Here is a 17,934-nt window from a genome sequence, read left to right on the forward strand (position 1 = left end):
GCTTCCCGCTACCTGGGAAGAGGGCTACGAAAATAGACTGTAGCCTGTAATGTGATGTCCTCTGCATACATGCAGTACGTCAATGTATTACTGTAGCATCTTGTCTGTTTTAGCATAGCTTTCGCCGTGTGTCTCCTGGTGTCTCGCTTCAGCATGACCCAAGTCGCCTTCCATTGCGAGTTTTGTTGTATGCGCGTAATCTTTCAGGAAAATTGAAACATTGGAGTTACGAAATATGCAAGCGCGTGTAAAGTGGGTTGAAGGACTCACGTTCCTCGGAGAGTCTTCCTCCGGCCACCAGATTTTAATGGATGGCAACTCCGGTGACAAAGCGCCGAGTCCGATGGAGATGGTATTAATGGCGGCTGGCGGATGTAGCGCTATTGATGTGGTATCGATCCTACAAAAGGGGCGTCAGAATGTCACCAACTGCGAAGTGAAGCTGACATCCGAGCGCCGGGAAGACGCGCCGCGCCTGTTTACGCACATTAATTTGCATTTTATGGTTACCGGCAGCGATCTGAAAGAGGCTGCCGTCGCGCGCGCTGTTGATCTCTCTGCGGAAAAATATTGCTCGGTGGCGCTAATGCTGGAAAAAGCGGTCCATATTACCCATTCGTATGAAGTGATTGCGGCGTGATTATCATTATCTGATGGCGGCTTCGCCTTATCGGACCTACCAGTTTTTATCCCGTAGGCCCGATAAGCGTAGCGCCATCGGGCGTTTCAACGCGGTTATTCGATTTTTTTGCCTTCCATTAATCGCTGTACCAACGGCAACATAATCAGCTCCATCGCCAGTCCCATTTTGCCGCCCGGCACCACTAATGTATTAATGTGAGAAATGAACGAGCCCTGGAGCATCGCCAGTAGCCAGGGAAAATCGATCCCTTCCAGGTTGCGGAAATGGATCACCACAAAACTCTCATCCAGCGACGGAATGCCCTTTGCGGCGAACGGATTGGAGGTGTCGACGGTCGGCACGCGCTGGAAGTTAATATGGGTACGGGAGAACTGCGGCGTAATGTAATTGATGTAGTCGTCCATGGAGCGCACCACGGAATCCATCACTGCTTCACGGGAGTGTCCACGTTCGCCGGTGTCACGAATCAGTTTCTGAATCCATTCGAGGTTGACGATAGGCACCACGCCAACCAACAGATCAACATGACGCGCGACATCATGTTGCGGCGTGACGACGCCGCCGTGCAGTCCTTCATAAAACAGCACATCGGTCGGCTCGGGAAGCGGCTGCCAGGGTGTAAACGTGCCGGGAACCTGATTCCACGGTACGGCTTCATCATAGGTATGCAGATATTTACGTGACTGGCCTTTACCCGTCTGCCCGTACTCAATGAAAGTGTGTTCCAGCAGGCTGAAGTCATTGGCTTCAGGCCCGAAATAGCTGATATGCCGCCCGGCGTCGCGCGCTTTGCGGATCGCCATGTCCATTTCCGGGCGGGTATAACGATGAAAACTGTCGCCTTCCACCTCGGCGGCGTGCAGATTTAACTGCGCGAAAATTTTACGAAACGCGAGGCTGGTGGTGGTGGTCCCCGCGCCACTTGACCCTGTTACTGCTATCACCGGATGTTTGGCTGACATGGCAACTCCATGATTAAGCTTTAATAATAATGTATTGCCGTCAAAGGCGTTTTATTCGCGAAACTGTTTTTTCGGCATAATATTGACCGTTTCATGTAATTCAGACCATACCAGAACGGCCTCGCCGGATTGCAGTTGACGTTTTACGTCCGCGACTTTTTGTTCAAGCGAACGTTCATGTTCACCATAATCGGTGCCTTCGCGCAACACAAAGCTTTCGAGCAGGTTGTCCAGCGTGTCGGGGGAGAGCCCCTGCCAGGGAATGATCATGATGACGCCTCCAGATACGTTGTCAGCCAGTCAGGAATTCGGCGTTCCAGCCACATTTCAGGGCGCAGCGGCGTACCGCCGATAAATCCTACGTGTCCGCCATGCTCAGTTAACTGATACTCCACGTGTGGGGGCAGATCTTCCGCTTTAGGGATCACATGATGATCCATAAACGGATCGTCTTTGGCATGAATAATCAGCGTCGGTTTAGCTATCTGGTTAAGCAACGGCATGGCGCTACACTGACGATAGTAGTCGATGGCGTCGGCAAAGCCATGAATTTTCGCGGTGATCAGGTCGTCAAACTCGCGGATACGGCGCATTGATTTGAGTTGCCCCAGATTCACCGGCAGCGACCCGGGATACGCCGCCAGCTTGCGTGACGCATTCGCTTTTAACAGATTGAGCAAATAACGCTGATAGACGCGGGAAAACCCTTTATCCATGTGGTAGCTACAGGCTTCGAGAACAAAGGGCGCAGAAACAATCACCGCCGCCTCGATGGGGATATTGCGGCCTTCTTTCGCCAGCAGGCACGCCAGCATATTACCGCCGAGCGAATAGCCCACGGCGGCTGTCGGAACGGTGCCGAACTCCCGCTGTAGCCAGCGTAAAAACCAGGCGCCATCCTCCGTTTCGCCGGAGTGGTAAATTCGATTCAGACGGTTTGGCTCACCGCTACAGCCGCGAAAGTGCATCACTACGCCCAGCCAGCCGCGCTTTTGCGCCGCCTCAATCAGTCCGTGGGCATAGGGGCTGTTCAGGCTGCCTTCCAGGCCGTGAAAGACCACCAGCCGCGGTTTATGCTTTGCCTGTTGCGGCTTTTCGCTCCATGCCAGATCGACAAAATCGCCGTCCGGTAATTCCAGCCGCTGCCAGTAGGCGTTGAACTTCACTTTGCGGCGGATTAAACGCGGCAGCATAGTCTGTAAATGGCGATTACGAATGCCGCGCATGGGAATAAATTCATGCGAGTCATTGACAGGCGGGGTCATTTCTGTAGACGTGATCTCAACCATAGCACCAGAACAATTGATAATTGGAAACAATACTATACCGCGCATAAGGTTCACAGATTAATCAATATGTGATTTTACGTTCAATAAATCACCCGGCGAAATAAGAATTGCGCCTCATTTCGCCAGGGGGGGGCGGTATTCACTGCGCGCGCAATACCCTGCAAAAATAGTGTGAACCCCTGCATCAGCCGAATTAATCGTGGTAGTGTGGCAGTACGATGGTTATGTGACTCAAGGAGAAGGCATGTCGAAGACACTTTTACAGATCCACTTTAACTTTAGCGGCCCTTTTGGCGAGGAGATGACTCAGCAACTGAACGGACTGGCGGAGTCCATCAATGAGGAGCCGGGCTTTATCTGGAAAATCTGGACAGAAAGCGAGAAAAACCAGCAAGCTGGCGGCATTTATCTGTTTGAATCCGAAGAAACGGCGCAGGCTTATATTAAAAAACACACTGCACGTCTGAAAAATCTTGGTGTTGATGAGGTGACGTTTAAATTATTTGGCGTGAACGACGCGTTGACGAAAATAAATCACGGTAACCTCTGCCGATAAATCATATAACGCAGGCTTCCCATCCCGGCCAGCCTGCGAACTACGTCCGTTCCCAGCCATTGGCCCCCTTCAAACCTATACCAATAACACCGCGTCGTTCGGCATGCTGCTGTCTGGCGTGATCGTCATCACAAATTGTTACTTCAATTATTACTCTCAGGCTAATGATTTTTACCTGCGCTTAATTGATGATTTTCTCACCAAAGCTCAGACTCTTTTCAGTGTTAAGCCAATCAAACTGATTGTTGAATCAGGAGGTTAATAATGTTATCTGGACAAACGCCAGCACGCGTCTGGAACACGCGCCGCAACGAAAAACAGCGCCGTCTGGCTTCCGTTCCGGTGCAGGGTAAGGTACTGCCTACCGCAGACCTGACCGCGATGCTGGAAAAACTGATCGCGCCGGGTGACCGCGTGGTATTAGAAGGGAATAACCAAAAGCAGGCGGATTTCCTGTCCCGTATGCTGGCGGAAGTCAATCCGCAGAAAGTACACGACCTGCACATGATTATGCCAAGCGTCGGGCGTAGCGAGCATCTGGATATCTTTGAAAAAGGCATCGCCCGCAAGCTGGATTTCTCCTTCTCCGGCACCCAAAGCCTGCGCATCTCGCAGCTACTGGAAGATGGCCAGTTGGAAATCGGCGCCATCCACACTTACATCGAACTGTACTCCCGCCTGTACGTCGACCTGGCCCCGAATGTGGCGCTGATTGCTGGTTACAAAGCTGACCGCAAAGGAAACCTCTACACCGGGCCGAGTACCGAAGATACTCCGGCGCTGGTGGAAGCCGCGGCCTTCCACGACGGTATTGTTATCGCTCAGGTGAACGAACTGGTAGATGACGAATGCGACCTGCCGCGCGTGGATATACCGGGCTCCTGGATTGACTACGTAGTGGTCGCTGACAAGCCGTTCTTTATCGAACCACTGTTTACCCGCGACCCGCGCCTGATCAAACAGGAACACATCCTGATGGCGATGATGGCCATCAAAGGCATCTACGCCGAGCATCAGGTGCAGTCGCTGAACCACGGTATCGGCTTCAACACTGCCGCTATCGAGCTGCTGCTGCCGACTTACGGCGAACAGCTCGGTCTGAAAGGCAAAATCTGTAAACACTGGACTCTGAACCCGCATCCGACGCTGATCCCGGCAATTGAAAGCGGCTGGGTGGAGAGCGTGCACTGCTTCGGCGGCGAACTGGGGATGGAAGAGTACATCCGCGCCCGCCCTGACGTATTTTTTACCGGGGCTGATGGCTCCATGCGTTCTAACCGCGCCTTCTGCCAACTGGCGGGGCAGTATGCGGTGGATATGTTTATCGGTTCGACCTTGCAGGTTGACGGCTATGCTAACTCCTCAACGGTCACCCGTGGTCGTCTCTCCGGTTTCGGCGGCGCGCCGAACATGGGGCACGACCCGCACGGTCGCCGTCACGCGACCCCGGCCTGGCTGAACATGATTACCGAACCGGACCCGATGCAGCGCGGTAAAAAACTCGTCGTACAGATGGTAGAAACCTTCCAGGCGGGCGTGAAGCCGACCTTCGTGGAAAAACTGGATGCCATTGACGTGGCGAAAGCTTCCGGTATGCCGCTGGCGCCAGTGATGATTTACGGCGACGACGTAACGCACGTGCTGACTGAAGAAGGCATCGCTTATCTCTACCGGGCTAAAGATCTGGAAGAGCGCCGTGCGATGGTGGCGGCGGTTGCCGGTATCACCGACATCGGTCTGGGCGTTGACGCGAAACGCGTCGCCGAACTGCGTAGTAGCGGCAAGGTGGTCTACCCGGAAGATATGGATATTCGTCGTACCGACGCCACCCGTTCGCTGTTGGCGGCCGGTAGCGTCGCCGACCTGGTGGAGTGGTCCGGCGGTCTTTACAACCCACCTGCGAAATTTCGGAGCTGGTAATGAAACTTCTGCCTCAGATTCAGGTTGCAGGCGGTGCCGAATGGCTGGCGCGAACCGCCACGCAGTGTCTGATTGACGAAGCACGATTAAGCCCGAAGCCCGGTCTGGTGGACAGTCGGGGGAACGGCGCGCATCACGATTTGACTCTGGCGCTCATGGAGCGCTCGGCGCACAGCCTGACCCCTACGTTTCAGGCGCTGGCGCTACAAAGCTGGCAGCGTCCAGCGGATATTGCGCTCAGACAAACCATAGGGCGACTCGGTCGCGAAGGCGAGAAACAGATGATGGCCGCTACCGACGGCGTGAACACCCACCGCGGCGCGATTTGGGCGCTGGGGATGCTGGTGAGCGCAGTAGCGATGCACGGCGGTGTAGGTAGCGCGCAGCAGGTGGCGAACACTGCCGCCGAGCTGGCGACGCTGCCGGACGACGCCGCGCCGAAGGTCTTTAGCAAGGGGCTGCGTGCCACACGCCGTTATCGCGTACCGGGCGCGCGCGAAGAGGCGCAGCAGGCGTTTCCGCACATTATGCAGCGGGCGCTACCGCAATTGCGTTTAAGCCGATTGAGCGGCAGTAGCGAAACGCATGCGCGGTTAGATGCCCTGATGGCGATTATGACTTCGTTGACCGACACCTGCGTGCTCTCCCGCGCGGGGCTGGAGGGGCTGGACGTCATGCAGCACGGCGCGCGCGCCGTGCTGAGTGCTGGTGGCAGCGCCCATCCGGCGGGTCAGAGGGCGCTGGCGGCGCTCGATCGTCAGATGCTGGCGCTGAACGCCTCGCCGGGCGGCGCAGCCGATTTACTGGCCGCCACCCTGTTTCTTGACCGCATCGAATCGCCTATACACAAAGTAATTCGAGTTGCAGGACAAAACGCACCGCGTTTTGAACAGCGCTTGCGCTGGCCCCGAAGGGGTGAGGCCAAAAGGCCGAATCACGCGGCAAGGGAGTGAATCCCCAGGAGCGTACATAAGTACGTGACTGGGGGGAACGAGCGTAGCCAACGCATCTGTAACGTGAAGTACGACGTGTATATTTAAAGCATTAAGAGGATGTTATGGAACACATTACATTAACCGTACCGGCCAGCCGTACCTTAAGCGGCAAAGCGCTGGCAGGCGTTGTGGGCTCCGGGGATATGGAGGTGTTATTCACCGCCGACCAGGGCCAGACGTTAACCATTGATATCACCACTTCCGTCGATAACAGCCGTAGCCGCTGGGAAGCGCTGTTCAACCGTCTGCAAACGGTCAGCAGTCTGCCGGCGGGCCAACTGACCATCCACGATTTCGGCGCAACCCCGGGCGTAGCGCGCATTCGTATCGAACAGGTATTTGAAGAGGTGAACTATGCGTGATGACCGCAGTTTTATCGAATTAAAAGCGCGTCAGCGTGCGCAGGCGCTGCTGGATGAAGGCAGTTACCGTGAACTGCTCGACCCGTTTGAAGGCGTGATGTCGCCGTGGTTGGGCGCGCAGGGCATTGTTCCGCAGGCTGATGACGGTATGGTCGTCGCAAAAGGTACCATCAACGGCAAACCGGCGGTGGTGGTAGCGATTGAAGGCGCGTTCCAGGGCGGCAGTATGGGCGAAGTGTCCGGCGCCAAAATGGCGGCGGCGCTGGAGCTGGCGGCGGAAGATAACCGCAACGGCATTCCGACGCAGGCGGTATTGTGCCTGGAAACCGGCGGTGTGCGCTTACAAGAGGCCAACCTGGGCCTGGCGGCGATTGCCGATATTCACGCGGCGATTGTCGACCTGCGTCGCTATACCCCGGTTATCGGCATCGTGGCCGGGACCGTTGGCTGCTTCGGCGGGATGTCGATTGCCGCCGCGCTGTGCAGCTATCTGATTGTCACCCGTGAAGCGCGTCTCGGTCTGAACGGCCCGCAGGTTATCGAACAGGAAGCCGGGATCGAAGAGTACGACTCCCGCGATCGCCCGTTTATCTGGAGCATGACCGGTGGTGAAGTGCGTTATCAAAGCGGGCTGGTGGAAGCGCTGGTCGGCGACGGCGTCAACGCGGTGAAAGCGGCGATGAACGAGGCGCTGGCCAAAGGCGTACCGGCAAAACATCGCACCGATAACTACGACGGGTATCTCGATCGCCTGACGAACTTCGACACCCGCAAACAGGCCGATGCTGAACAGATTAAAGCGCTTTTCGTCCGGGAGGTGAAATGATGAGTAACGCAATGAGCCGTGGCCAATTATGGCTGGAAACCCTGGTACCCAATGCCAAACGTCTTGAAGGGCTGTGCCCGTCCGTGCAGGCCGCCGACGGCGAGCTGAACAGTGAAGCGGTGCGTTTTATTGCCGTGGTGCCCGATGCCAATAACCACTACCCGCGCGCTGCTAAAGGCGAGGTCGGGCTGCTGGAAGGTTGGACACTGGCGAAAGTGGTAAGCGAAACCATCGACGCCGATGCCGATAAAGCGGTGAAACGCCCGATTGTGGCGGTGATTGACGTACCAAGCCAGGCCTACGGTCGTCGTGAAGAGGGTTTTGGTATTCATCAGGCGCTGGCGGGTGCGGCGGCAGCCTATGCCAACGCGCGACTGGCGGGGCATCCGGTGATTGGCCTGATCGTCGGTAAAGCGATGTCCGGCGCGTTTCTGGCGCACGGCTACCAGGCGAACCGTCTGATTGCGTTTAACGATAAAGGGGTGCTGATCCATGCGATGGGTAAAGAGTCCGCAGCACGCATTACCCTGCGTACCGTCGAGGCGCTGGAAAAACTGGCGGCGACCATTCCGCCAATGGCGTATGACATCAGCAATTACGCCACCCTGGGGCTGCTGGAGAACCTGCTGGATATCAGCAATCCGGATGCCCCGTCTGTTACCGATCTGGCGCTGGTGAAAACCACCCTGCAACAGGCCATCAATGACGCTCGTCAGGACCCGACGCTGAAAAGCCGTCTGGGCGCTGATAATCGCCGCAGTTCAGCCCTTGTGCGCGAACGTATGCGAGCAAGCTGGTAAGTAAAAAGAGACCTGCCGGATGCCCGGTTCCGTGGGCGCGCTCGTTGCGCCCGCGCGGGCCGCTGTATCTGAAAAATAATAACCATCGCGATAGTGCTAACTTTTTAAATGACAGGTGATTTATGACTTACGTGATTGTTCATGCCCTTGCACCGATTTTTATCATCATGCTGCTGGGATTCTGGGCCGGGAAGGCCAAAATGGTCGATAACAAGAATGTTTCCCTACTTAATATTTTCGTCATGGATTTCGCATTACCAGCGACGTTGTTTAGCGCGACGGTACAAACGCCCTGGACGGGAATTCTCGCCCAGTCGCCACTGATTCTGGTACTGACGCTGGCGATGTGGATTACCTATGCGGCTATCTACTTCCTGGCGACAACCGTCTTTAAAAAGTCGCCGCAGAATGCCGCTGTGCTGACCCTGACGGTGGCGCTGCCAAACTATGCGGCGCTCGGTCTGCCGATTCTCGGCAGCGTATTGGGCGAAGGCGCGACGACCTCGCTGTCCGTCGCTGTTTCCATTGCCTGCGGTTCGGTACTGATGACGCCGTTCTGTCTGCTGATTCTGGAACGTGAAAAAGCGCGCGCCGAAGGCAACAACACCGGTTCTACCCTGGCGATGCTGCCTGTACTGATGTGGCGCTCGCTGAAAAAACCGATCGTGATGGGCCCGCTGCTGGGGGTTATCCTCTCCGCTATCGGTATCAAAATGCCGGAACTGTTCCTCGCGGCGATTAAACCGTTGGGTCTGTCTGCGACCGCCGCAGCGCTGTTCCTGACCGGGGTGATCCTGTCTGCGCGTAAACTGCAGATCAATACTGTGGTGATCACCTCCACCATCGCCAAACTGCTGATTCAACCGGCGATTGCCTGGGGTATCGTGCTTATCTTCGGCCTGCATGGCTCCGTGGCGATTACCGCTATCCTGATGATTGCGCTGTCCGCGGGCTTCTTCGGCGTGGTGTTCGGTAACCGCTTTGGCGTGCAGTCTCCAGATGCAGAAGCCGTGCTGCTGTTGAGCTCGGTCCTGTGTATCCTGTCGCTGCCGCTGTTTATCTCGCTGACTTCAGGAATCTAAATCATGAGCACAACATTACGCCCACACGACCTTATCTGGCTGAACGCGCGCGACGCGCTCGAAGATGTCACGGAATCCTGGGTGGATACCGTCTGGCATAGCGGTCTGCCGGTGGTAGTGCGGCGTGATGTTGATGCGCAGGGGCGTGTGCCCGTTGGTGTGCGCGGCATGAAGCGCGACCAACGGGCGGCGGGCTGGGTGCAGCCGGCGGCCGTCGTTCGTATCTGCTCGCCGCAATCGCTGGTCGACTCGCAGACGTTGTTGCGCTCGCCCTTTATCTCTCAGCCGCCGGTTCAGGTAGCTTTATTATTGGCTCAGCAAACGTGGCCTTGGACGTGGGGCATTACCGGCAGTACCGGCTATGCGCTGGCGACCGGTATTCCGGTTATCCATGCGGCAAGCGATCTGGATCTGCTGATCCGCGCGCCGCAGCCGCTGGCGCGTGAGGAGCTTAAAACGTGGCAGCAGCAGTTAGCGGGCGGACTCTGCCGGGCAGACACCCAGGTGGAAACGCCGCACGGCGCGTTTGCGCTCAATGAGTGGCTGCGCGATGGCAAAGCATTGTTAAAAACCTCGCAGGGGCCGCGGCTGGTGAGCGACCCGTGGAGCAGGGAGGAGTCATGAAAATCCTGTTTACCTTTCCGGGGCAGGGTACGCAGCATCCCGATATGCTGCAAAACCTTCCGGGACCGGAATTAGCACAGGCGCGAGAAGTGTTAGGCGCGGAGGCGGACGGACTGGATTCCCCCGACGCGCTGAAACACACCCGGGCAGTGCAACTGGCGTTGCTGATTGCCGGGGTGGCCTGGGCGCGGGAGCTGGCGCGTCGCGGTGCCGCGCCGGATATCGTCAGTGGACTGTCCATTGGCGCGTATCCTGCGGCGGTAGTGGCCGGGGCGCTCGATTTTAGCGACGCGCTGAAGCTGGTGGCGCTGCGCGGTGATTTAATGGAACAGGCGTATCCGCACGGCTATGGCCTGACGGCGATTATGGGACTGACCCTGCCGCAGGTGGAAAGCCTGGTGGAAGGCAGCGGCACCTGGATCGCCAACCTGAACGCGGAAACCCAGATTGTGATTGCCGGCACCGACGAAGCGATGGCTGGCGTGGCGAAACGGGCATTAGCGAAAGGGGCCAGTAAGGCGCATCGTCTGGCGGTCAGCGTACCGTCGCATTGTGAGTTGCTGGCAGAACCCGCGCAAAAACTGGCGGCGGCGTTCAGCAATGTGACGCTCTCTCGACCACGCTGCGCGTATTTGAGCGGCAGTACCGGACGCGTTTTATGGCAGCCGGAAAAAATTGCTGATGACCTGGCGATGAATATGGCGCGCACGGTGCGCTGGCAGGAGGCGGTCATTTCCGCCAACGAGCGCGAAGCGCGGCTGGCGATAGAGATGCCTCCGGGCGGCGTGCTGACCTGCTTAACGCGTCAGGCGGCGTGGGAAGGTGAGTCTGTCTCACTGGAGCGCAACGGGGTGGAGGTAGCCGTGCATCTGGCGAAGCGGCTTCGCGCGTAAAGTTGTTGCCCGATGGTGCTGCGCTTATCGGGCCTACGCTCGTGCTTGCTGTAGGCCGGAAAAGACGCGAAGCGTCGCCCTCCTGCAATTAGCCGTTCGGGTTAAGGCTGCGCGCGTACATCCGCCCTTCGGCGGCCAGCGCCAGCAGGCTTGGATCGCGCTCCCGGTTGCGGGCAAAGACAATGGCGATAAGCTGCTGCATCTGGTATGGCTCGGAAAGTTTCAGTAGTTGCACGGTATTCTCGTACATCTTCTTCATTCGCCCCGGCATCAGCGTAAAGCCCACGCCCGCCTGCACCAGGCTGAGCATCGAAAAGATATCGTTCACGCGGGTGACAATCTCCGGCTCAAAGCCGGCGATATGAAAGGCTTCCTGAAACCCAGCATAGGTGGCGAACCCTTCCGCCAGCGAGACAAACTTCTGCTCCCGGTAATCGCGCAGGTCAGCCGGTGATGAGGTATTGAGGGTAGCCGTTGCTGGCGCCGCGAGATAAATATCATCGTGAAACAGCGGCAGCACTTCCAGACTATTGCGATCGATTTCGCTTTCAGAAATCGAGATCAGAATCGCGTCCAGCGTACCGTCTTCCAGCATTTTCAGCAGTGCTTCGTTAGAGCCCATGGTGAGATCCAGCTCCAGATCCGGGCGGCGCAGCTTCATGCCCATAATCAGGTGCGGTACCGTTTCCAGCGTCAGCGAGTAGAGCGTGCCGACGCGCAAACGCCCCTGACCGACACCTGCCGTTTTACGGGTCTCTTCCAGCCCTCGGGCCATCAAATGCGTCACTTCCTGGCAATATTCCAGCAGCGTCCATGCCGCCGGTTGGGCAATCAGGTTGCGGCCTTTGTGGATGAACAGCGGACAACGCACGTTCTCTTCCAGCGTGTGCAGCGCCCGGTGCACGCTGACGCCGCTGATATCCAGCGCCTCGGCGGTGCGGGCGATATTGCCCTTCGCCATAAAGGTCATGAAGATGGTCAGCTTGCGGAAGGTTATGTCATCGGTAATTGATACACTCATCGTCCGGCCTTTACGGTTAATCGTTCATCATCTGCTCAAGCCTCTCCTGTGCTTCCAGCCACGCCATTTCGCACGCTTCCAGCCCGGATTTGGCGCTGGCCTGTTGCTGTAGGCATTCCGTCATCTCCGCTTTGCGGCTCGGGTCGTACAGGCTGCTGTCGCCGAGCTTCTCTTCCGCCTGCGCTAATTGGGCGTTGAGCTTCTCCATCTCTTTTTCCAGACGGGCAATCTCTTTACGCAACGGTTGCGTCAGAGTACGCAGTTCCGCGTCGCGGCGCTTCTGATCTTTACGCGCCTGCGCGCTGTTGGCGTTCTCTTTTGGTACGTCGTCGGTCTGGTTTTCCTGCTTCTGCACGTCGCTCAGCCACTGCTGGTAATCTTCCAGATCGCCGTCGAAGGGTTCGACTTTTTTGTCGTGCACCAGATAGAGGTCGTCGGTGGTGGAGCGGATCAGGTGACGATCGTGCGAGACAACCACCAGCGCGCCTTCGAAATCGATCAGCGCTTCGGTGAGCGCCTGGCGCATGTCGAGATCCAGGTGGTTGGTCGGCTCATCGAGCAGCAGCAGGTTTGGTCGCTGCCAGACGATCAGCGCCAGTACCAGGCGCGCTTTCTCGCCGCCGGAGAAACGTTGCGTCTCTTCCGTTACTTTGTCGCCCTGGAAACCGAAGCCGCCGAGATAATCACGCAGCTTCTGCTCCAGTTCCTGCGGCGCCAGACGCGCCATATGCTGCAACGGCGATTCATCGGCGCGTAAATACTCCAGTTGGTGCTGGGCGAAGTAGCCGAGCTTAATGCCTTTGGCGAGGCCGATTTCGCCGTGCAACGGTTCCAGTTCGCCCGCCAACAGTTTAATCAGCGTCGATTTCCCCGCGCCGTTACGTCCCAGCAGACCAATACGCGAGCCGGGCACCAGGTTCAGCTTGATAGATTCCAGAATGATGCGATCGCCATAACCTGCGCTGACTTTTTCCATCTTCAACAGCGGGTTTGGTAGGCTTTCCGGCGCGCGGAAGCTGAAATGGAACGGGTTGTCCACATGAGCCGGAGCGATAAGCTCCATACGCTCCAGCATCTTGATACGGCTTTGCGCCTGTTTCGCTTTGGTCGCTTTGGCGCGGAAACGGTCGATATAACTTTGCAGATGCGCCACACGCTCCTGCTGACTTTCATACATCGCCTGCTGCTGCGCCAGGCGCGTGGCGCGCTGTACTTCAAACGCGCTGTAGTTGCCGGTGTACTCGAACAGAGTCTGCTGTTCGATATGGATAATTTTATCCACTATCGGGTCGAGGAAGTCGCGATCGTGGGAGATCAGAATCAGGGTGCCCGGATAGCTCTTCAGCCATTTTTCCAGCCAGATGACGGCATCCAGATCGAGGTGGTTGGTCGGTTCGTCGAGCAGCAGTAAATCGGAACGGCAAATCAGCGCCTGGGCCAGGTTAAGGCGCATTCGCCAGCCGCCGGAAAAGTCGCTGACCGGACGTTCCAGCTGATCGTTAGAGAAGCCGAGGCCGTGAAGCAGGCTGGCGGCGCGCGAGCGAACGGTCCATGCGTCGATGGCGTCCAGCTTGCCGTGTATGGCGGCGATAGCATGTCCGTCGTTACGTTCGTTGGCGTCGTTAAGCTGCGCTTCCAGATGACGGTATTCACGGTCGCCGTCAATGACATACTCAATCGCTGGCTGGGGCAACGCAGGCGTTTCCTGATTCACCCACGCTAATTGCCAGGTTCCGGGCAGGGTAAAACTCCCGGCATCGGCGCTGATTTCATTTTTCAGCAATGCCAGCAGGGTAGATTTACCGCAGCCGTTTTTACCCACCAGGCCGACTTTCTGGCCGGGATTAATGGTAGCCGAGGCATTGTCCAGTAGGACGCGCACGCCGCGACGAATTTGTAACGAGGAGAAAACAATCATAAGGCGCCGTATGTTCAGACTATGTTAATTTATCATTATGATAATGTAATATTCGGGCGTACCGCCGCGCTGGAGCGCAATGGTAGCTCAAAACAACAACGATACACAAAATCATTCAGGCCGCCTTTGGTGAGGGACAAGAATATCTCTCATTAATCCCCAGCGGCGTACATAGAGTACGTGGCTGGGGGTGAACAAACGCCGTCAACGTAGAAGTAGCCTGAAGAATGAAGGGTATCTACCCAAAAGAACCGGGAGGGGGATTGATGTCTCAGCCAGCAAAAGTCTTGCTGTTGTATGCCCATCCGGAATCTCAGGACTCGGTCGCTAACCGGGTACTGCTTAAACCGGCCATACAGCACAATAACGTAACCGTGCACGATCTTTATGCGCGCTATCCTGATTTTTTTATTGATACGCCCTATGAACAAGCCTTGCTACGTGAGCACGACGTCATTGTTTTTCAGCATCCCCTTTACACCTATAGCTGTCCGGCTTTACTGAAAGAATGGCTTGATCGTGTTCTGAGTCGGGGGTTCGCCAGCGGACCAGGAGGAAACCAACTGGTGGGAAAGTACTGGCGTAGCGTGATTACGACCGGCGAGCCGGAGAGCGCTTACCGGTATGACGCGCTAAACCGCTATCCGATGAGCGATGTACTGCGCCCCTTTGAACTGACCGCGGCTATGTGCCGGATGCACTGGATGCCTCCCATTATTGTGTATTGGGCGCGCCGCCAGTCGCCGCAGGCGCTGGCCAGTCATGCGCAAGCTTATGGTGAGTGGCTGGCGAATCCTGTGAGCGCGGGGGGCTATTGATGGAAGGTGCTGATTTATTGATGGCGGGAACGCTGTTTCTCTTCGCGGCGGTCGTGGCGGTGCCGCTGGCGGCCAGGTTGGGCATTGGCGCGGTATTAGGGTATTTGCTGGCGGGAATCGCCATCGGCCCGTGGGGGCTGGGATTTATCAGCGATGTTGACGAGATCCTGCACTTTTCCGAACTGGGCGTCGTGTTTCTGATGTTTATCATTGGCCTCGAACTTAATCCTTCCCGGCTTTGGCAACTGCGGCGTTCTATCTTCGGCGTCGGCGCTGCTCAGGTGCTGCTAAGCGCGGCGGTGCTGTCGGGATTACTGATGCTTGCTGATTTCTTATGGCAGGCGGCGGTAGTCGGCGGGATTGGCCTGGCGATGTCTTCGACGGCGATGGCGCTACAACTGATGCGCGAGAAAGGCATGAACCGTAGCGAGTCCGGGCAGCTAGGGTTTTCAGTCTTATTGTTTCAGGATTTAGCGGTGATCCCCGCGCTGGCGTTGGTGCCTTTATTGGCGGGATCTGCCGACGAGCATTTTGACTGGTTTAAAGTGGCAATGAAGGTACTGGCCTTTGTGGTAATGCTGATTGGCGGGCGCTACCTGCTGCGCCCGGTATTTCGTTTTATTGCTGCGTCCGGCGTACGAGAGGTTTTCACTGCCGCGACGTTGTTGCTGGTGCTGAGCGCCGCCTTATTTATGGATGCGCTGGGACTGTCGATGGCTCTGGGAACCTTTATTGCCGGCGTTTTACTGGCAGAGAGTGAATACCGGCATGAGCTGGAAAACGCTATCGATCCGTTTAAAGGTTTACTGCTTGGGTTGTTCTTTATCTCTGTCGGTATGTCGCTAAATCTTGGCGTACTTTATACCCATTTACTGTGGGTGGCGGCGGGCGTCGTTATCCTGGTCGTCATAAAAATGCTGACGCTGTATCTCCTGGCGCGGCTATATGGAATAAGAAGTTCTGAACGGATGCAGTTTGCCAGCGTGCTGAGTCAGGGGGGCGAGTTCGCTTTTGTGCTCTTTTCTACCGCCTCTTCTCAGCGTCTGTTTCAGGGCGATCAGATGGCGTTATTATTGGTGACTGTCACGTTATCAATGATGACCACGCCGCTACTGATGAAAGGGATTGATAAGTGGTTATCGCACCGTCTTAACGGCCCGGAAGAGAATGATGAAAAGCCGTGGGTCGAAGATGATAAACCCCAGGTGATTGTCGTCGGCTTTGGCCGTTTTGGTCAGGTGATCGCTCGCTTATTGATGGCGAATAAGATGCGTATCACCGTGCTGGAACGCGATATCGGCGCCGTTAATCTGATGCGCAAATATGGTTATAAAGTGTATTACGGCGATGCTACACAAGTAGAGCTGCTGCGTTCTGCGGGCGCGGAGGCGGCGGAGTCGATAGTCATTACGTGTAATGAACCGGAAGATACGATGAAGCTGGTGGAATTGTGTCAGCAGCATTTTCCGCATCTGCATATTCTTGCGCGAGCGCGCGGACGTGTGGAGGCGCATGAGTTATTACAGGCTGGGGTCACGCAGTTTTCCCGTGAAACGTTTTCCAGCGCGCTGGAACTGGGACGTAAGACTCTGGTGTCGTTAGGTATGCATCCGCATCAGGCGCAGCGCGCGCAGTTGCATTTTCGTCGGCTGGATATGCGAATGTTGCGGGAGCTGATCCCTGAGCATACCGACACGGTACAGATTTCGCGCGCCAGAGAGGCCCGACGCGAGCTGGAGGAGATTTTTCAGCGCGAAATGCAACAGGAGCGGCGCCAGTTGGATGGCTGGGATGAATTTGAGTAGAGGTGAACAATGGCAATCCGTAAACGTTTTATTGCAGGCGCGAAATGTCCGGCCTGTCAGGCACAGGATACAATGGCGATGTGGCGTGAAAATAATGTCGATATTGTTGAATGCGTTAAGTGCGGGCATCAAATGCGGGAAGCAGATAAAGACATTCGCGAGCATGTTCGCAAAGAAGAGCAAGTGATCGGGATTTTTCATCCGGACTAGCGATATGCCGCAGGTTTTTTTAAGCTAAGGGGTACACGGCTGCAGAATTCCGCTACAATCTGCGCCACTATTCTTCCCATGCTCAGGAGATATCATGAAAGTAGCAAAAGACCTGGTGGTCAGCCTGGCCTATCAGGTACGTACAGAAGACGGTGTGTTGGTTGATGAGTCTCCGGTGAGTGCGCCGCTGGATTACCTGCACGGCCACGGCTCTCTGATCTCTGGCCTGGAAACCGCGCTGGAAGGCCATGAAGTTGGCGACAAATTTGATGTCGCTGTTGGCGCGAACGACGCTTACGGCCAGTATGACGAAAATCTGGTGCAGCGCGTGCCTAAAGACGTCTTTATGGGCGTTGATGAACTGCAGGTAGGTATGCGCTTCCTGGCGGAAACCGACCAGGGTCCGGTACCGGTAGAAATTACCGAAGTGGAAGACGATCACGTTGTGGTTGATGGTAACCACATGCTGGCTGGCCAGAATCTGAAATTTAACGTAGAAGTTGTTGCGATTCGGGAAGCGACTGAAGAAGAACTGGCTCACGGTCATGTTCACGGCGCGCACGATCACCACCACGATCACGGTGAAGACGGCTGCTGCGGCGGTCATGGTCATGACCATGGTCACGAGCACGGCGGCGAAGGCTGCTGCGGCGGTGGTGGTAAAGGCGGCTGCGGCTGTCATTAATCCCCGTCGTCTTTCAAGCCACCGCGGTGTTGGCTACGCTTTCAAACCCCGGTCACATAGTTATCTATGCTCCCGGGGAATTTGCAAGCTTGCCGCCTTGCTGTGACTCGAAATCCTTAGGGTATTATCATCGGTTCGATAAATCATCGGACACAAAAAAAGCGGGTTAACCCGCTTTTTTTTCGTCTCAATAATGCGGCGGCGGCGTTTCTTCTGCCTGAGAGGCGATATTTGACGGCTGACTGGCTTTTAACTTTTCCGTGAGCAAACGCAGATGATCGCGTAGCTTCGCCATCTCCATTTCATGTGCGGTTACCGTCAGGTTTAGTTCTTCTATGGTAATCTCCTGGAATGCCAGACGGCTTTCCAGTTCAGCCAGACGAGCTTCCATCGTGATATCCTGCATGATGTACCTCTTTATGTTGTCTCCGTCGGCGGATTCTACTTAACTTTACCGGCTTTCACAGCAACCATTACGCGCCCTACGAAACTAATTTAAACAAAAAGAGTCTGAAAAGAAGTGAT

Annotated in this window: 19 protein-coding genes and 1 pseudogene; 14 read left to right on the top strand and 6 right to left on the bottom strand. The window is 56.1% G+C overall.

Features of this window, described 5'->3' with window-relative positions:
* Positions 1–235 precede the first annotated feature (235 nt).
* A complete protein-coding gene (locus AC3G3F_RS10940) occupies positions 236–640 on the top strand; it encodes an OsmC family protein (RefSeq protein ID WP_053507951.1) in 405 nt (134 codons plus the stop codon).
* A gap of 95 nt (positions 641–735) precedes the next feature.
* Here the strand turns inward: AC3G3F_RS10940 and AC3G3F_RS10945 are convergent, their stop codons facing one another.
* The 3 genes from AC3G3F_RS10945 to AC3G3F_RS10955 are packed head-to-tail and all read right to left on the bottom strand — an operon-like array spanning position 736 to position 2,939.
* A complete protein-coding gene (locus tag AC3G3F_RS10945) occupies positions 736–1,605 on the bottom strand; it encodes a phosphoribulokinase (RefSeq protein ID WP_001274689.1) in 870 nt (289 codons plus the stop codon).
* 51 nt (positions 1,606–1,656) lie between these two features.
* Positions 1,657–1,875: a YheU family protein gene (locus AC3G3F_RS10950; RefSeq protein WP_023247892.1), complete on the bottom strand. Its 219-nt coding sequence runs from the start codon at positions 1,873–1,875 to the stop codon at positions 1,657–1,659.
* Complete coding sequence (locus tag AC3G3F_RS10955; RefSeq protein ID WP_077950626.1) at positions 1,872–2,939, bottom strand: hydrolase; 1,068 nt, start codon at positions 2,937–2,939, stop codon at positions 1,872–1,874. The genes AC3G3F_RS10950 and AC3G3F_RS10955 overlap by 4 nt, the downstream gene beginning before the upstream one ends.
* Before the next feature lie 199 nt (positions 2,940–3,138).
* Here AC3G3F_RS10955 and AC3G3F_RS10960 point away from each other — a divergent pair, with 199 nt between their 5' ends.
* From AC3G3F_RS10960 to mdcH, 9 genes and pseudogenes are all read left to right on the top strand, one after another.
* Complete coding sequence (locus tag AC3G3F_RS10960; RefSeq protein ID WP_023247894.1) at positions 3,139–3,450, top strand: monooxygenase; 312 nt, start codon at positions 3,139–3,141, stop codon at positions 3,448–3,450.
* Between the two features lie 264 nt (positions 3,451–3,714).
* On the top strand, positions 3,715–5,370 hold the full coding sequence (mdcA, locus tag AC3G3F_RS10965) for a malonate decarboxylase subunit alpha (RefSeq protein WP_023247895.1): 1,656 nt from the start codon (positions 3,715–3,717) through the stop codon (positions 5,368–5,370).
* Positions 5,370–6,221 (top strand): annotated as a pseudogene (locus tag AC3G3F_RS10970) (triphosphoribosyl-dephospho-CoA synthase); the annotation flags it as partial. The gene mdcA and the pseudogene AC3G3F_RS10970, both read left to right, overlap by 1 nt.
* A gap of 206 nt (positions 6,222–6,427) precedes the next feature.
* A complete protein-coding gene (mdcC, locus tag AC3G3F_RS10975; RefSeq protein ID WP_023247897.1) occupies positions 6,428–6,727 on the top strand; it encodes a malonate decarboxylase acyl carrier protein in 300 nt (99 codons plus the stop codon).
* A complete protein-coding gene (locus AC3G3F_RS10980; protein WP_488394972.1) occupies positions 6,720–7,553 on the top strand; it encodes a biotin-independent malonate decarboxylase subunit beta in 834 nt (277 codons plus the stop codon). Before mdcC ends, AC3G3F_RS10980 begins: the two co-directional genes overlap by 8 nt.
* A complete protein-coding gene (gene mdcE, locus AC3G3F_RS10985; protein ID WP_023247899.1) occupies positions 7,553–8,353 on the top strand; it encodes a biotin-independent malonate decarboxylase subunit gamma in 801 nt (266 codons plus the stop codon). Before AC3G3F_RS10980 ends, mdcE begins: the two co-directional genes overlap by 1 nt.
* A 122-nt stretch (positions 8,354–8,475) precedes the next feature.
* The gene (locus AC3G3F_RS10990; RefSeq protein ID WP_488394974.1) at positions 8,476–9,435 is read left to right on the top strand and encodes an AEC family transporter; all 960 of its coding nucleotides are present in this window, start codon (positions 8,476–8,478) and stop codon (positions 9,433–9,435) included.
* Positions 9,436–9,438: 3 nt separating this feature from the next.
* The gene (locus tag AC3G3F_RS10995) at positions 9,439–10,059 is read left to right on the top strand and encodes a malonate decarboxylase holo-ACP synthase (protein ID WP_023247901.1); all 621 of its coding nucleotides are present in this window, start codon (positions 9,439–9,441) and stop codon (positions 10,057–10,059) included.
* Positions 10,056–10,952 carry a malonate decarboxylase subunit epsilon gene (gene mdcH, locus AC3G3F_RS11000; RefSeq protein ID WP_023247902.1) on the top strand — a complete coding sequence of 299 codons (897 nt, stop codon included), beginning with the start codon at positions 10,056–10,058 and terminating at the stop codon, positions 10,950–10,952. The genes AC3G3F_RS10995 and mdcH overlap by 4 nt, the downstream gene beginning before the upstream one ends.
* Before the next feature lie 88 nt (positions 10,953–11,040).
* On the opposite strand, the gene AC3G3F_RS11005 is transcribed toward mdcH, so the two are convergent.
* On the bottom strand, positions 11,041–11,973 hold the full coding sequence (locus tag AC3G3F_RS11005) for a LysR substrate-binding domain-containing protein (RefSeq protein WP_023247903.1): 933 nt from the start codon (positions 11,971–11,973) through the stop codon (positions 11,041–11,043).
* Between the two features lie 16 nt (positions 11,974–11,989).
* Complete coding sequence (locus tag AC3G3F_RS11010) at positions 11,990–13,891, bottom strand: ABC transporter ATP-binding protein (protein ID WP_023247904.1); 1,902 nt, start codon at positions 13,889–13,891, stop codon at positions 11,990–11,992.
* A 266-nt stretch (positions 13,892–14,157) separates the two neighbouring features.
* Between AC3G3F_RS11010 and kefG the strand changes: the two genes are divergently transcribed.
* From kefG to slyD, 4 genes are all read left to right on the top strand, one after another.
* Positions 14,158–14,709: a glutathione-regulated potassium-efflux system ancillary protein KefG gene (gene kefG / locus AC3G3F_RS11015; RefSeq protein WP_023247905.1), complete on the top strand. Its 552-nt coding sequence runs from the start codon at positions 14,158–14,160 to the stop codon at positions 14,707–14,709.
* Positions 14,709–16,514, top strand: a complete 1,806-nt coding sequence (gene kefB / locus AC3G3F_RS11020; protein WP_136057972.1) for a glutathione-regulated potassium-efflux system protein KefB — start codon at positions 14,709–14,711, stop codon at positions 16,512–16,514. The genes kefG and kefB overlap by 1 nt, the downstream gene beginning before the upstream one ends.
* 9 nt (positions 16,515–16,523) lie before the next feature.
* On the top strand, positions 16,524–16,724 hold the full coding sequence (locus AC3G3F_RS11025) for a YheV family putative zinc ribbon protein (protein ID WP_053507944.1): 201 nt from the start codon (positions 16,524–16,526) through the stop codon (positions 16,722–16,724).
* A 94-nt stretch (positions 16,725–16,818) separates the two neighbouring features.
* Entirely contained in the window at positions 16,819–17,409 is a 591-nt protein-coding gene (gene slyD, locus AC3G3F_RS11030; RefSeq protein WP_000861341.1) for a peptidylprolyl isomerase, read from the top strand.
* Positions 17,410–17,596: 187 nt separating this feature from the next.
* On the opposite strand, the gene AC3G3F_RS11035 is transcribed toward slyD, so the two are convergent.
* A complete protein-coding gene (locus AC3G3F_RS11035; protein WP_001152701.1) occupies positions 17,597–17,815 on the bottom strand; it encodes a protein SlyX in 219 nt (72 codons plus the stop codon).
* Between the last annotated feature and the right edge of the window lie 119 nt (positions 17,816–17,934).

The organism is Salmonella sp. FC25216, from assembly GCF_057751355.1.

What these genes read in the sequence shown, in the direction of transcription:
- AC3G3F_RS10950 (WP_023247892.1), bottom strand. Translation starts at nt 1,875, where the DNA reads ATGATCATTCCCTGGCAGGGGCTCTCCCCCGACACGCTGGACAACCTG.
- AC3G3F_RS10945 (WP_001274689.1), bottom strand. Translation starts at nt 1,605, where the DNA reads ATGTCAGCCAAACATCCGGTGATAGCAGTAACAGGGTCAAGTGGCGCG.
- AC3G3F_RS10990 (WP_488394974.1), top strand. Translation starts at nt 8,476, where the DNA reads ATGACTTACGTGATTGTTCATGCCCTTGCACCGATTTTTATCATCATG.
- mdcH (WP_023247902.1), top strand. Translation starts at nt 10,056, where the DNA reads ATGAAAATCCTGTTTACCTTTCCGGGGCAGGGTACGCAGCATCCCGAT.
- AC3G3F_RS11010 (WP_023247904.1), bottom strand. Translation starts at nt 13,891, where the DNA reads ATGATTGTTTTCTCCTCGTTACAAATTCGTCGCGGCGTGCGCGTCCTA.
- kefB (WP_136057972.1), top strand. Translation starts at nt 14,709, where the DNA reads ATGGAAGGTGCTGATTTATTGATGGCGGGAACGCTGTTTCTCTTCGCG.
- mdcC (WP_023247897.1), top strand. Translation starts at nt 6,428, where the DNA reads ATGGAACACATTACATTAACCGTACCGGCCAGCCGTACCTTAAGCGGC.
- AC3G3F_RS10980 (WP_488394972.1), top strand. Translation starts at nt 6,720, where the DNA reads ATGCGTGATGACCGCAGTTTTATCGAATTAAAAGCGCGTCAGCGTGCG.
- AC3G3F_RS11025 (WP_053507944.1), top strand. Translation starts at nt 16,524, where the DNA reads ATGGCAATCCGTAAACGTTTTATTGCAGGCGCGAAATGTCCGGCCTGT.
- mdcA (WP_023247895.1), top strand. Translation starts at nt 3,715, where the DNA reads ATGTTATCTGGACAAACGCCAGCACGCGTCTGGAACACGCGCCGCAAC.
- AC3G3F_RS10955 (WP_077950626.1), bottom strand. Translation starts at nt 2,939, where the DNA reads ATGCGCGGTATAGTATTGTTTCCAATTATCAATTGTTCTGGTGCTATG.
- AC3G3F_RS10960 (WP_023247894.1), top strand. Translation starts at nt 3,139, where the DNA reads ATGTCGAAGACACTTTTACAGATCCACTTTAACTTTAGCGGCCCTTTT.
- AC3G3F_RS10940 (WP_053507951.1), top strand. Translation starts at nt 236, where the DNA reads ATGCAAGCGCGTGTAAAGTGGGTTGAAGGACTCACGTTCCTCGGAGAG.
- mdcE (WP_023247899.1), top strand. Translation starts at nt 7,553, where the DNA reads ATGAGTAACGCAATGAGCCGTGGCCAATTATGGCTGGAAACCCTGGTA.
- AC3G3F_RS11005 (WP_023247903.1), bottom strand. Translation starts at nt 11,973, where the DNA reads ATGAGTGTATCAATTACCGATGACATAACCTTCCGCAAGCTGACCATC.
- AC3G3F_RS11035 (WP_001152701.1), bottom strand. Translation starts at nt 17,815, where the DNA reads ATGCAGGATATCACGATGGAAGCTCGTCTGGCTGAACTGGAAAGCCGT.
- slyD (WP_000861341.1), top strand. Translation starts at nt 16,819, where the DNA reads ATGAAAGTAGCAAAAGACCTGGTGGTCAGCCTGGCCTATCAGGTACGT.
- kefG (WP_023247905.1), top strand. Translation starts at nt 14,158, where the DNA reads ATGTCTCAGCCAGCAAAAGTCTTGCTGTTGTATGCCCATCCGGAATCT.
- AC3G3F_RS10995 (WP_023247901.1), top strand. Translation starts at nt 9,439, where the DNA reads ATGAGCACAACATTACGCCCACACGACCTTATCTGGCTGAACGCGCGC.